Origin of the sequence: Pseudomonas sp. NPDC098740 (assembly GCF_044760065.1) — a bacterium.
In the GTDB taxonomy this organism is placed as follows: Bacteria; Pseudomonadota; Gammaproteobacteria; order Pseudomonadales; family Pseudomonadaceae; genus Aquipseudomonas; species Aquipseudomonas rossensis.
On sequence record NZ_JBIWAM010000001.1, the window covers coordinates 2,362 to 15,811 of the forward strand.

Consider the following 13,450-nt stretch of genomic DNA (forward strand, 5'->3'; position numbering starts at 1 on the left):
CGACGAGCTTCCTGAGCCCAGTGAAGGGCGCCGACTCGGAATAGGTAGACAAGGCCTGCCAACAGAATTGCTATGAAAACGAGAGCTTCGACGAATCCGGTCCAGCCGCTTTCGCGGACGGACACAGACCATGCAAAGAGAAAAAGGGCTTCGATATCGAAGATCACGAAGAGCATCGCGACCAGATAGAATTTTGCAGAGAGCCGCAGACGGGCGCCACCTGTAGGCAGCATGCCGGATTCGAACGGTTCGTTTTTGCTGCGGCCCCAGGCTTTTGACCCGAGGAGGCTGGAGACGCCGAGCATGAAGGCACAAAGGCCGACGACGCCCAGAAGGAAAATGGCAAAGCCCCAGTTGTGGGCCATGAGTCCTGTCGCTTCGGGCATGCTGGTAATCCTTAACAGAGAGCAAAGGTCTCTGAGCTTGAAAAGAAACAAAGCAGTGACGATATGTCGCAGCAATCAATCCCGCTGATTTTATGGCACAACACCGTGCAAGTAAAATTCCTATAGCGAAATTATTTATAGGAATAAGGACATAGCGCACCTCCAAAGCCCCGCAGCCCATGCGGTTCGGGCATTAGCCGGCATTTCATCAATTATGTTTTGTAGGGAATGTAACGAACATAGTTGTGGCTAAATGATAATCAATATTGTTTGGAGTGGTTTTTAAACTGTTCAACGGGGTGAGAGTCGGGAAGTTGTCTTATATGCGCGTAACAACAAGTAGCGAGCGGGGTCGTTTTACCTTCTTTTCATGATCGAGAAATTGCTCCGGATCAATGATTTTCGCGGGATTTTGAGGTCCATACAGTCCTTGTGGGAGCCGGGCTTGCCCGCGATTGCGGTGTGTCAGGCGCTGCAGATGTCGGTTGGAAGACCGCCATCGCGGGCAAGCCCGCTCCCACAGGGATTGATGGTGTTTGTGAAATCACAGGCAAAAAAAACGCCCCGAACCAGTCGGGGCGTCAGATGTGCGACGTTGCGGTTAGCTTTCTATTCGGTCCGCAACGGCCGTTTGCTCAGGCGAATCGGATCAGTGGAACTGTTCTTCTTCAGTCGAACCGGTCAGTGCGGTTACCGAAGACGAGCCACCTTGAATCACAGTGGTCATGTCGTCGAAGTAGCCGGTGCCCACTTCCTGCTGGTGAGCCACGAAGGTGTAACCCTTGGCAGCGTCAGCGAACTCTTGCTCTTGCAGCTTCACGTAGGCAGTCATGTCGTTACGGGCGTAGTCGTGCGCCAGGTTGAACATGCTGTGCCACATGTTGTGAATGCCGGCCAGGGTGATGAACTGGTGCTTGTAACCCATGGCAGACAGTTCGCGCTGGAACTTGGCGATGGTCGCGTCGTCCAGGTTTTTCTTCCAGTTGAAGGAAGGCGAGCAGTTGTACGACAGCAGTTGGTCCGGGTATTCCTTTTTGATCGCTTCAGCGAAGCGACGAGCCTCGTCCAGATCCGGCTTGGCGGTTTCGCACCAGATCAGGTCGGCGTACGGCGCGTAGGCCAGGCCGCGGGAGATTGCCTGGTCGAGACCAGCGCGCACTTTGTAGAAACCTTCCTGAGTACGTTCGCCAGTCACGAACTCTTTGTCGTACGGGTCGCAATCGGAAGTCAGCAGGTCGGCCGCGTTAGCGTCGGTACGGGCCAGAATGATGGTCGGAGTACCGGCAACGTCAGCAGCCAGGCGAGCAGCGGTCAGCTTCTGTACAGCTTCCTGGGTAGGAACCAGTACCTTGCCGCCCATGTGGCCGCATTTTTTCACGGAAGCCAGTTGGTCTTCGAAGTGAACGCCGGCAGCGCCTGCTTCGATCATGCTCTTCATCAGTTCGTAAGCGTTCAGTACGCCGCCGAAACCGGCTTCGGCGTCCGCCACGATTGGAGCGAAGTAGTCGATGTAGCCTTCGTCACCCGGGCCTTTGCCGGCTTTCCACTGGATCTGGTCAGCACGACGGAACGAGTTGTTGATGCGCTTGACCACGGTTGGAACCGAATCCACCGGGTACAGCGACTGGTCCGGGTACATCGATTCGGCGGAGTTGTTGTCCGCAGCGACTTGCCAGCCCGACAGGTAGATCGCCTGGATACCGGCTTTAACTTGTTGTACAGCCTGGCCGCCGGTCAGGGCGCCCATGCAGTTGACGAAATCTTTCTCAGGACGGAAGGACGGCTTGGCGCCCTGGGTCACCAGGTTCCAAAGCTTCTCGGCGCCCAATTTTGCAAAGGTGTGCTCAGGTTGAACCGAGCCACGCAGGCGGACGACGTCAGCAGCGGAGTAAGCGCGTGTCACGCCTTTCCAGCGTGGGTTTTCAGCCCAATCTTTTTCGAGGGCTGCAATTTGCTGTTCGCGTGTCAGTGCCATGGAGATAAACCTCGTCGCGTCTTTTACGGAAAGTTGTTCTGCGGTGGAAAATTCATGCGCTCGCTGACCAGAAGCTTAGATGGTCAAGTCGGATTCGGCGGGGATGGCGACGGGATGAACGATGGGCTCGAGGGGAAGTGAGCAGGTAAGGGCGAACTGGCGAGCGCATTCGGGCGTCGTGGGCCTTGGTGCGAACTTCAGTGTGGAGCCGGGTTACCTAATTACGCTTCCGTCCCTCGGGACAACTTCGTTCCAGTCGGCAACCTCGTCAAACACACCTTGTGGGCGGTACAGACACGAAGCGGCTCGCGGGGTAGATGCGAACGGCGCTTCGAAGGCCCTTGCCAGGACCCCTGATTAGCGGGAGCGAGGCCATCATGCCTTCGCTTTTTTGTATCGTCAAACGTTTTGTAGTGCTTATTTTTAAGCACTACATCTTTGGTCTAATACGACTAATCAGTCAGTTTTCGGTGGTTTAGTCCAAAGTATCGACTTTCACCCGCAGGGTCATGTCGTCACGGCCCTGAGTCGAGTAGCTGCGGGTCTGGCCCTGTTTGTCGGCCTGAGTCTGGCGGTTTACGCCAGCCAGGGTGATCCATTCACCCAGTCGCCCCGTGACAGTTGTGTCGGTACTTTGCACATTCACTACATCGGGACGTTCCTGGCTCACGCGGTCACGATTGGCACTGATCGCCAGGTGAACGATGTCGCCGGTGACGCTGGCGGTGACGTAGAAACCCTGGGTGACGTTGCGGTATTCGGTCTGGCTTCGCAGATCGCCGTAGGAATCGGTCTGAGTGCTGGTGAGCGGGACGCTCTGGCCGACCTGGATCAGTGCCGGCGCCCCTTCGCTGGCCTGGATCTGCTGAATCCCGCCGTCACGGCTGTCGGTGCTGCGATTGATGATGCGAGTCTGGCTCGGTTTGGCGCCATTTACCGAGTAACCCTGATCGCCCTGGAAGTTGTTTCCGTTAGTGTCGACGGTGATCAGCAGGCGCTTGGGTTGGGTATCGAGTTGGGCGATAAGGGCTTTAAGTTCGTCGATCTTGCGCTGATCGGCATTGACAATTAGCTGGTTGCCGTAGGAGCTGACCTGGCCATCCTTGCCGATGAAATCCTGGGCCATCGGCAGCATGTCGGCACTGGTGTGGTAGTTCAGTGGCACGATCTCGGTGGCGGCCATGACCGACAAGCTGCAGCTCAGCAGCAGCGTGGTGAGTAGGGTGCGTAGGGACATATCCGTTATCTCCGACATCTTGAAGTGTTGATATTGCCAGTTTGTCGGCCCGGCGTGGGGCAAGTTGAATCGTAGACAGCAAAACGCCCCGGCATCCGAAGGCGGCGGGGCGTTTTGTGGTGTTCTTTGTGGCGAGGGGGGCAAGCCCCCTCGCCACAGGGTGTCAGGCCGAGTGCCGTACCATGTCCACATGCGGAATGCCTGCTTCCAGGAATTCCTCACTGACCAGGCTGAAGCCCAGGCGCTCATAGAACGCCGTGGCTTGTACCTGTGCGCTGAGCATCTGCTGCTTGAGCCCGCGCTTTTCGGCTTCACCGATCACCGCTTGCATCAGCGCATCGCCGACTTTCAATCCGCGCCAGTCTTTCAGTACCGATACCCGGCCGACGTGGCCGTCGGGCAGCAGGCGAGCGGTGCCAATCGGAAAGTCGCCTTCGAAGGCCAGAAAATGCACCGCAGTTGCGTCATCAGCATCCCATTCCAGCTCAGGCGGAACGGATTGCTCGGCGATGAACACCGTCTCACGAATGCGCCGGATCTCGGCGTTGTCCTTTTGCCAGTCTGCGACACGTACGTGAATTTTATTCATCAGCAAACCCCAGGCTTCCTTGCTTGATCAGTTCACACAGCAGGCCGCGACCGTCTTCGTCGCTCAGCCAATCGCCGAGATTGTCGACGTGCAGCGCATCCGCGGCGCAAATCATCTTCAGCAGCTCACGCAGTTTGCCTGGCAGGTAACGGCTCTGGCCGCTGGCGAACAGCAGCAGGTCGTCATCGACTTCGGACCAGGCCAGGCGCGCGCTCGGGTTGCGAATCAGTACAGCGCCTTGCTCAAGGCTGGCGAGCAGGTCGTCTTCTTCGATCTCTTCCGGACCCACCACCAGTTCCGGGTAGCGCGGCTCGGTCATGAATTGGCCGAACCAGGTCAGCAGCAGGCGCTCGTCGCTCATGTGCTCGGCGAGCAGGCCTTTCAAGCGATCAAGGGCGTCGTGCTGGATCTGATGTGGATCGGCCGCAGGCAGGGCGTCGGCGTCGGTGTAACGCTCTTCGTCCGGCAGGAACTGGCTGAGAAAATCGGTGAAGTGGGTCAGCACTTCAGCGGCGCTCGGCGCGCGGAAACCGACCGAGTAGGTCAGGCAGTCATCAACGGCAACGCCGCAATGGGCCAGGCGCGGCGGCAGGTAGAGCATGTCGCCCGGTTCCAGAACCCATTCGTCGGTGGCCTCGAAGTCGGCGAGGATGCGCAGGTCGGCGTGTTGCAGCAGCTTGCTCTCGGAATCGCACATCTGGCCGATTTTCCAGTTGCGCTTGCCGTGACCTTGCAGCAGGAATACGTCGTAGTTATCGAAGTGCGGACCGACGCTGCCACCCGGGGCGGCGAAGCTGATCATCACATCGTCGATACGCCAGCTCGGCAGGAAGCGGAAACTCTCCAGCAGCTCGGCGACTTCCGGTACGAATTGGTCGACCGCTTGAACCAGCAGGGTCCAGTCGCGTTCCGGCAGTTTGCTGAATTCGTCTTCGGCGAACGGGCCGCGGCGCAATTCCCAAGGGCGCTCGCCGTGCTCGATCACCAGGCGCGATTCGACTTCTTCTTCCAGCGCCAGGCCGGCCAGTTCGTCGGCGTCGATCGGGCTTTCGAATTCAGGAATCGCCTGACGGATCAGCAGGGGTTTTTTCTGCCAGTAGTCGCGCAGGAATTCGCGCGCCGTGATGCCGCCCAGAAGTTGAAGAGGAATGTCAGGATTCATGTGTAACCTATTGAAAAAAAGCACTTTTCAGACGGGAAAAAAAACGCCCGGCGCTGCCGGGCGTCTCAAAAGGATAAAGCGGTCGATCAGATGCGTTTGGCTTGCTCTACAGCGTTGCCGATGTAGTTCGCCGGGGTGAGCAGTTTCAGCTCTGCCTTGGCGGCGGCTGGCATGTCCAGGCCGTCGATGAAAGTTTGCAGTGCTTCAGGGCTGATGCCCTTGCCACGGGTCAACTCTTTCAGTTTTTCGTACGGGTTTTCGATGTTGTAGCGACGCATCACGGTCTGGATTGGCTCGGCCAATACTTCCCAGCACGCATCCAGGTCAGCAGCGATTTTCTGAGCGTTGAGCTCGAGTTTGCTGATGCCTTTGAGGCTGGCTTCGTACGCGATCACGCTGTGGGCGAAGCCGACACCGAGGTTTCGCAGTACGGTGGAGTCGGTCAGGTCGCGCTGCCAGCGGGAGATCGGCAGCTTGCTCGCCAGGTGCTGGAACAGTGCGTTGGCGATGCCCAGGTTGCCTTCGGAGTTCTCGAAGTCGATCGGGTTGACCTTGTGCGGCATGGTCGACGAACCGATTTCGCCAGCGATGGTGCGCTGCTTGAAATAACCCAGGGAGATGTAGCCCCAGATGTCGCGGTCGAAGTCGATCAGGATGGTGTTGAAGCGCGCGATCGCGTCGAACAGCTCGGCGATGTAGTCGTGCGGTTCGATCTGCGTGGTGTACGGGTTGAAGCCCAGGCCCAGCTCGTCTTCGATGAAGGCGCGGGCGTTCTCTTCCCAATCGATCTCAGGGTAGGCCGACAGGTGAGCGTTGTAATTGCCGACAGCGCCGTTGATCTTGCCCAGCAGCGGAACGGCCGCGACTTGAGCGATTTGACGCTCCAGACGGTAAACCACGTTCGCCAGCTCTTTGCCCAGAGTGGTCGGCGAAGCCGGTTGGCCGTGGGTGCGCGACAGCATCGGCACGTCGGCGAATCGGATGGCCAGTTCGCGGATGGCTTCGGCGGTTTGGCGCATCAGCGGCAGCATCACGTCATCACGGCCTTCGCGCAGCATCAGGGCGTGGGACAGGTTGTTGATGTCTTCGCTGGTGCAGGCAAAGTGGATGAATTCGCTGACAGCAGCCAGTTCCGGCAGCTTGGCCGCTTGCTCTTTGAGCAGGTATTCGATGGCTTTGACGTCGTGGTTGGTGGTGCGCTCGATCTCTTTGACACGCTCGGCGTGCTCCAGAGCGAAGTTTTCCGCCAGGGTGTTCAGCACAGCGTTGGCTTCGGCGGAGAACGCCGGCACTTCGCTGATACCAGGGTGAGCGGCCAGGCGCTGGAGCCAGCGCACTTCAACCAGAACGCGAGCACGGATCAGGCCGTATTCGCTGAAAATTGGGCGCAGGGCCTGGGTTTTGCCGGCGTAGCGGCCGTCAACAGGGGAAACCGCAGTGAGCGAAGAAAGCTGCATGGGGTGTTCTCGGACAGTCGGGCAACGAAATGGGGCGCGTATCATACATGAAAAAATCCGCCGGTCCGTTGCCAACTGACCAGCGTCTTACGCGTTACAAATTACAAAAGGTCTTGCGGGCGCGGTTCAGCTGCTGCGCATCAGCGGGTAAAGCTCTTTCAGCAACTTGCGACGGCTGATCACCAGCTGCCAGCGATGACCGCCCAACTGCCGCCACAGGCGCGCCGATCGAATACCGGCCAGCAACAGGGCGCGGATTTTCGAAGCGTTGCTCGGTTGTTGCAGGTTGCGCATGTCGCCATGGACCTGAATTCGCTGGCGCAGGGTGCTCAGGGTGTCCTGGTACAGCGCACCGCAGGCCGCAATCACGTTTTCGTGAGCCGGGCCGAAGTGCTCGACCTGGGACTGAATTTGCGGCAAGCGCTTGCCGATCTCATCCAGCATATCGTTGCGCTTGGCCAGTTGACGCTCCAGACCGAGCATCGCCAGGGCGTAACGCAGCGGTTCGCGCTGAAGGGTGCTCGGGTCGCGTTCAAGGGCGCCGATCAATGCACGGTAACCTTCACGCAGATTGATGTCGTCGCCGCCGTAGACTTCCAGCGTGTCCTTGGGATCACGAATCAGCAGGCTGCCGAGCATGCAGGTCAGGCCGGCTTCTGTGGTCTGGCCGGTCTTGGCGATCTTGTCGACCAACACGGCGGCGAGGAACACGCCGCCCAGTGCCGTCAGTTGCTCCTGAGTCGGGCTCATTGCTGCTCGCCTTGAGGAGTGCCTTTGCTGGTCCACGGCTCCGCGACTTCGATCACGCCGCCGCCGAGGCAGATTTCACCGTCGTAGAACACCACGGACTGGCCTGGGGTGACCGCGCGTTGCGGGTCATCGAAGGTTGCGCGGTAGCCGGTGGCGGTTTTTTCCAGCGTGCACTGCTGGTCGCTTTGGCGATAGCGGACTTTAGCGGTCAGCCGGCGCGGTTCGCTCAGGTCGATCGGGTTGACCCAATAGATGTCTGAAGCGAGCAGGGCGCGGGAGAACAGATACGGATGGTCATTGCCCTGGCCAACGATCAATTCGTTGTGTTCCAGGTCTTTGATCAGCACGTACCAAGGCTCGTCACTAGCGTCTTTCAAGCCACCAATGCCCAGGCCCTGACGCTGGCCGATGGTGTGATACATCAAGCCGTGGTGACGGCCGATAACTTCACCTTCGGTGGTCTTGATCTCGCCCGGTTGGGCCGGCAGGTACTGCTTGAGGAAGTCGCTGAAACGGCGTTCGCCGATAAAACAGATCCCGGTGGAATCCTTTTTCTTCGCGGTGGCCAGGTCGTGTTTCCCGGCAATCGCGCGTACTTCGGGTTTTTCCAGCTCACCAACCGGGAACAGGGTCTTGGCGATCTGTTCGCCGCCGACGGCGTGCAGGAAGTAGCTCTGGTCCTTGTTCGGGTCCAGGCCCTTGAGCAGTTCGGTGCGGCCATCAATATCACGGCGACGCACGTAGTGACCGGTGGCGATCAGGTCGGCGCCAAGCATCATGGCGTAGTCGAGGAACGCCTTGAACTTGATCTCGCGGTTGCACAGGATGTCCGGGTTCGGCGTGCGACCGGCCTTGTATTCGGCCAGGAAGTGCTCGAACACGTTGTCCCAGTACTCGGCGGCGAAGTTGGCGGTGTGCAGCTTGATGCCAATCTTGTCGCACACGGCCTGGGCGTCCGCCAGGTCATCCATGGCGGTGCAGTATTCCGTTCCATCGTCTTCTTCCCAGTTCTTCATGAACAGGCCTTCCACCTCATAACCCTGCTCGATCAGCAAGAGAGCGGAAACGGAAGAGTCCACGCCGCCGGACATGCCGACAATGACGCGCTTCTTTTGTGTGTCAGAAGGGGCTGGATCACGCATAGGGATTCAATGAGTGTCTTGAAAAAGGACGCGATTCTAACAGGCCGAAGCCCGCAAGGCTAAAGAGAAGGGCGGATCAGTTCGAGGCCGAAGAGTTTGCCGTCCAGATAATCATCAATACAGCGGATGATCAGCTCACTGCGCCAGTTTGCGCGCTGTGCCAGCAGTTCGTCACGCGTCAGCCATTTTGCGCCGACAATGCCGTCGTCCAGCTGATAGTCGGGGTGATGTTTGATCGGTTTTGCGGTGAAACAGACCCGCTGATAAGTCACGCCGTTGCTCGGAGCGGTGTAGAGGTAAATGCCCACCACGCCAGTCGGCTCGACGTCCCAGCCGGTTTCTTCGAGGGTTTCACGCACCGCGGCCTCGATCAGGGTTTCGTCCGGGTCGAGGTGGCCGGCGGGCTGGTTGAGCACCGTTCGTCCGCCCTTGGATTCTTCGACCATCAGGAAGCGGCCGTTGTCTTCGACGATGGTCGCGACGGTGATGTGGGGTAGCCAATCCATAAAGCTTCCTCGATTTCCAATGTTGAAACCCGATCCTGTGGGAGCTGGCTTGCCTGCGATGGCATCACCTCGGTGTATCAGGCATACCGCAGTGATGCCATCGCAGGCAAGCCAGCTCCCACAATTGATTCGGTTTCTACAGGTAAATATGTGTGAAAGGTGGAAACAGAAACCCCGGCGCAGGGCCGGGGCTTCTTTGCATCCTTACAACCTTAAACCAGCGCAGCGATCGCGGCGTTGAAGGTGTTGCTTGGGCGCATGGCCTTGCTGATTAGCTCGGCATTGGCGTGGTAGTAGCCGCCGATGTCCACTGGCTTGCCCTGAACGGCGTTGAGCTCGGCAACGATGGTTGCTTCGTTCTCGGTCAGGGTCTTGGCCAGCTGGCCGAACTGCGCTTGCAGTGCAGCGTCTTCAGTCTGTGCAGTCAGGGCTTGAGCCCAGTACAGCGCCAGGTAGAAGTGGCTGCCGCGGTTGTCGATGTTGCCGACTTTACGCGATGGCGACTTGTTGTTGTCCAGGAACTGGCCCGTGGCTTGATCCAGGGTCTTGGCCAGCACCAGCGCTTTAGGGTTGTTGTAGGTAACACCCAGGTGCTCGAGGGAAGCGGCCAGGGCCAGGAACTCGCCCAGAGAATCCCAGCGCAGGAAGTTCTCTTCCAGCAGCTGCTGAACGTGCTTCGGTGCCGAACCGCCAGCGCCGGTTTCGAACAGGCCGCCGCCGTTCATCAAAGGAACGATCGACAGCATCTTGGCGCTGGTGCCCAGTTCCATGATCGGGAACAGGTCAGTCAGGTAGTCGCGCAGTACGTTGCCGGTCACCGAGATGGTGTCCTTGCCTTCGCGGGTGCGACCCAGAGTGAAGGCCATCGCGTCGACGGGCGACATGATGCGGATGTCCAGGCCGGAGGTGTCGTGATCCTTCAGGTAAGCCTGAACCTTCTCGATTACAACGCCGTCGTGGGCACGCATTGGGTCCAGCCAGAAGATCGCTGGAGTTGCGCTTGCGCGAGCACGATTGACAGCCAGTTTGACCCAATCCTGGATCGGCGCGTCTTTGGTCTGGCACATGCGGAAGATGTCGCCGGCTTCAACCGACTGTTCCAGCAGAGTGCGGCCAGCGCCATCGGAAACCCGAACTACGCCGTTGGCCTTGATCTGGAAAGTCTTGTCGTGCGAGCCGTACTCTTCGGCTTTTTTCGCCATCAGGCCAACGTTTGGCACGCTGCCCATGGTGGTTGGATCGAATGCGCCGTGCAGCTTGCAGTCTTCGATTACCGCCTGGTAGATGGTGGCGTAGCAGCGATCCGGGATCACAGCCTTGGTGTCGTGCAACTGACCGTCAGTGCCCCACATTTTGCCGGAGTCACGGATCATCGCCGGCATCGAGGCGTCGACGATAACGTCGCTCGGCACGTGCAGGTTGGTGATGCCTTTGTCGGAGTTGACCATGGCCAACGACGGACGAACGGCGTAGACCGCCTGGATGTCCGCTTCGATCTGCGCTTGTTGCTCGGCCGGCAGGGCTTTGATGCGAGCGTACAGGTCGCCGATGCCGTTGTTCAGGTTGAAGCCGATCTGTGCCAGCACGTCAGCGTGCTTGGCCAGTGCGTCTTTATAGAACTCGGCAACGATCTGGCCGAACATGATCGGGTCGGAGACCTTCATCATGGTGGCTTTGAGGTGAACCGACAGCAGCACGCCTTTTTGCTTGGCGTCTTCGATCTCGGCAGCGATGAAGCTGCGCAGAGCGTTTTTGCTCATGACCGCACAATCGAGGATCTCACCGGCTTGCACGGTGGTTTTTTCTTTCAGGACGGTGGTGGTGCCGTCTTGAGCGATCAGTTCGATTTTGACGGCGTCAGCAGCGTCGATCAGGGCAGCTTTTTCGCTGCCGTAGAAATCGCCGGTGCTCATGTGCGCTACATGGGACTTGGAGTCCGCAGCCCAGGCGCCCATTTTGTGCGGGTGCTTGCGCGCGTAGTTCTTGACCGACAGCGGTGCACGACGATCGGAGTTGCCTTCGCGCAGAACCGGGTTCACGGCGCTGCCCTTGATCTTGTCGTAACGCGACTTGGCGAGCTTGTCGGCGTCGCTGGTCACGGTTTCCGGGTAGTCAGGCAGTGCGAAGCCCTGGGCTTGCAGTTCCTTGATCGCGGCTTGCAGTTGCGGAACCGAGGCGCTGATGTTCGGCAACTTGATGATGTTGGCTTCAGGCGTAACGGCCAGGTCGCCCAGTTCGGCGAGGTGGTCGGCTACGGCTTTGTCACCCAGTTGCTCGGGGAAGCTGGCCAGAATACGCCCTGCAAGAGAGATATCGCGGGTTTCCACGGCGATATCAGCGGAGGCGGTGAAGGCCTCTACGATAGGCAGCAGTGAATAGGTGGCGAGGGCGGGAGCTTCGTCGGTGAAGGTATAGATGATCTTCGAGCGGGTGGGCATATTCGGATTAACTCTCTCTTCTTTGCTAAAGCGTGCGCAGAAAAACTCGAGGGGCGCCGGGTAAGCGCGTTCGTTCAAAGTCATCCATGAGCCGAATGTCGAGATTTCTTCGCGGTGATGTTGGGTGCATCAGTCGAGCGTCAAGCGGGTGGACTGCGGTAACAGTCCGGCTTTTTCGGGCCGAGGGTCTCGTCATAGAGCGGTCGGCCGTCGTGACTCTGTGGTCAGCGGGCGGCATTATACATAGGTAGCTGGCAATCTGCCGATGGTTCATAGGTAACGATTATCGTCCATTGGTCTAAAGGTCGCAGGGGCGAGTGGGGCGTAGAGTCTTGCACCGTGCTTGAGTTTGGCGCTTTTCCCTTTGCTTTCAGGCTTGTACGTCGCGAACTGTGCAGCTTTGCGGCAGATGGTTGGAACATAGGGTTTGCGTGCCGATTTAACTGGGGTACGCTCGAACGAAGCCAGATGTTCAATCCAAACAATGGAGTTCAGCATGGGATACAAGAAGATTCAGGTTCCAGCAGTCGGCGACAAAATCACCGTCAACGCGGACCATTCTCTCAATGTTCCTAACAACCCGATCATCCCCTTCATCGAAGGTGATGGTATTGGCGTTGATATCAGCCCGGTCATGATCAAGGTTGTCGATGCTGCTGTTAAGAAGGCTTACGGCGGCGAGCGCAAAATTTCCTGGATGGAAGTCTACGCCGGGGAGAAAGCGACTCAGGTTTACGATCAGGACACCTGGCTACCCCAGGAAACCCTGGACGCAGTTAAAGATTACGTGGTTTCCATCAAGGGCCCTCTGACCACCCCGGTCGGTGGCGGCATCCGTTCCCTGAACGTGGCCCTGCGTCAGCAACTCGACCTTTATGTCTGCCTGCGCCCTGTGCGTTGGTTCGAAGGCGTGCCTAGCCCGGTCAAGAAGCCAGGTGACGTCGACATGACGATCTTCCGTGAGAACTCGGAAGACATCTACGCCGGTATCGAGTGGAAAGCCGGTTCGCCGGAAGCGACCAAGGTCATCAAGTTCCTTAAAGATGAAATGGGCGTCACCAAGATCCGTTTCGACGAAAACTGCGGTATCGGCATCAAGCCGGTTTCGCTGCAAGGCACCAAGCGTCTGGCGCGAAAAGCTCTGCAGTATGTGGTCGACAACGACCGCGACTCGCTGACCATCGTGCACAAAGGCAACATCATGAAGTTCACCGAAGGTGCCTTCAAGGAGTGGGCCTACGAAGTGGCAGCTGAAGAATTCGGCGCGACCCTGCTCGATGGCGGTCCGTGGATGCAGTTCAAAAACCCGAAAACCGGAAAGAACGTCATCGTCAAGGATGCCATCGCCGACGCCATGCTCCAGCAGATCCTGCTGCGCCCGGCCGAATACGATGTGATCGCGACCCTGAACCTGAACGGCGACTACCTCTCCGACGCCCTGGCGGCGGAAGTGGGGGGTATCGGTATCGCACCGGGTGCGAACCTGTCTGACACCATTGCGATGTTCGAAGCGACCCACGGTACTGCGCCGAAGTACGCTGGCAAGGACCAGGTCAACCCGGGTTCCCTGATTCTGTCCGCAGAGATGATGCTGCGCCACATGGGCTGGACCGAAGCGGCTGATCTGATCATCAAGGGCACCAACGGCGCGATTTCGGCCAAGACCGTGACCTACGACTTCGAACGTCTGATGGAAGGCGCGAAACTGCTGTCTTCGTCCGCGTTCGGTGATGCGCTGATTTCGCATATGTAAGCGAATAGGCATTAAAAAACCGCCTTCGGGCGGTTTTTTTATGACTGGATGACGG

The 13,450-nt window shown here is 58.4% G+C and carries 11 protein-coding genes; 1 reads left to right on the top strand and 10 read right to left on the bottom strand.

The genetic code is table 11. From position 1 onward, the window contains the following. From ACIQU2_RS00015 to ACIQU2_RS00060, 10 genes are all read right to left on the bottom strand, one after another. Window positions 1-386, bottom strand: a 386-nt coding sequence (locus tag ACIQU2_RS00015; RefSeq protein ID WP_403137492.1) for an NADH-quinone oxidoreductase subunit A, incomplete at its 3' end; no start/stop codon positions are given. A 649-nt stretch (window positions 387-1,035) separates the two neighbouring features. After that, window positions 1,036-2,361 (bottom strand): isocitrate lyase, encoded by a 1,326-nt coding sequence (gene aceA / locus ACIQU2_RS00020; protein WP_282377694.1) that lies wholly within the window; start codon window positions 2,359-2,361, stop codon window positions 1,036-1,038. Window positions 2,362-2,836: 475 nt separating this feature from the next. Then, entirely contained in the window at window positions 2,837-3,598 is a 762-nt protein-coding gene (locus tag ACIQU2_RS00025; protein ID WP_403137494.1) for a secretin N-terminal domain-containing protein, read from the bottom strand. 163 nt (window positions 3,599-3,761) lie between these two features. Beyond that, the gene (locus ACIQU2_RS00030) at window positions 3,762-4,187 is read right to left on the bottom strand and encodes a GNAT family N-acetyltransferase (protein WP_017339601.1); all 426 of its coding nucleotides are present in this window, start codon (window positions 4,185-4,187) and stop codon (window positions 3,762-3,764) included. Then, on the bottom strand, window positions 4,180-5,349 hold the full coding sequence (locus ACIQU2_RS00035) for a JmjC domain-containing protein (RefSeq protein ID WP_403137498.1): 1,170 nt from the start codon (window positions 5,347-5,349) through the stop codon (window positions 4,180-4,182). Before ACIQU2_RS00035 ends, ACIQU2_RS00030 begins: the two co-directional genes overlap by 8 nt. A gap of 86 nt (window positions 5,350-5,435) precedes the next feature. Further along, window positions 5,436-6,806, bottom strand: coding sequence for an adenylosuccinate lyase (purB, locus tag ACIQU2_RS00040; RefSeq protein WP_027925117.1), 1,371 nt, complete (start codon window positions 6,804-6,806; stop codon window positions 5,436-5,438). 126 nt (window positions 6,807-6,932) lie between these two features. Then, window positions 6,933-7,556, bottom strand: coding sequence for a high frequency lysogenization protein HflD (hflD, locus tag ACIQU2_RS00045; RefSeq protein ID WP_347805483.1), 624 nt, complete (start codon window positions 7,554-7,556; stop codon window positions 6,933-6,935). Continuing rightward, window positions 7,553-8,698: a tRNA 2-thiouridine(34) synthase MnmA gene (gene mnmA, locus ACIQU2_RS00050; protein WP_403137501.1), complete on the bottom strand. Its 1,146-nt coding sequence runs from the start codon at window positions 8,696-8,698 to the stop codon at window positions 7,553-7,555. The genes hflD and mnmA overlap by 4 nt, the downstream gene beginning before the upstream one ends. Window positions 8,699-8,757: 59 nt before the next feature. Further along, on the bottom strand, window positions 8,758-9,204 hold the full coding sequence (locus ACIQU2_RS00055; RefSeq protein ID WP_347805481.1) for an NUDIX hydrolase: 447 nt from the start codon (window positions 9,202-9,204) through the stop codon (window positions 8,758-8,760). Between the two features lie 212 nt (window positions 9,205-9,416). Further along, a complete protein-coding gene (locus tag ACIQU2_RS00060; protein ID WP_403137502.1) occupies window positions 9,417-11,642 on the bottom strand; it encodes an NADP-dependent isocitrate dehydrogenase in 2,226 nt (741 codons plus the stop codon). Window positions 11,643-12,138: 496 nt separating this feature from the next. On the opposite strand from ACIQU2_RS00060, the gene icd reads away from it, so the two are divergent. Beyond that, entirely contained in the window at window positions 12,139-13,395 is a 1,257-nt protein-coding gene (gene icd, locus ACIQU2_RS00065; RefSeq protein ID WP_008146904.1) for an NADP-dependent isocitrate dehydrogenase, read from the top strand. Window positions 13,396-13,450: the final 55 nt, after the last annotated feature.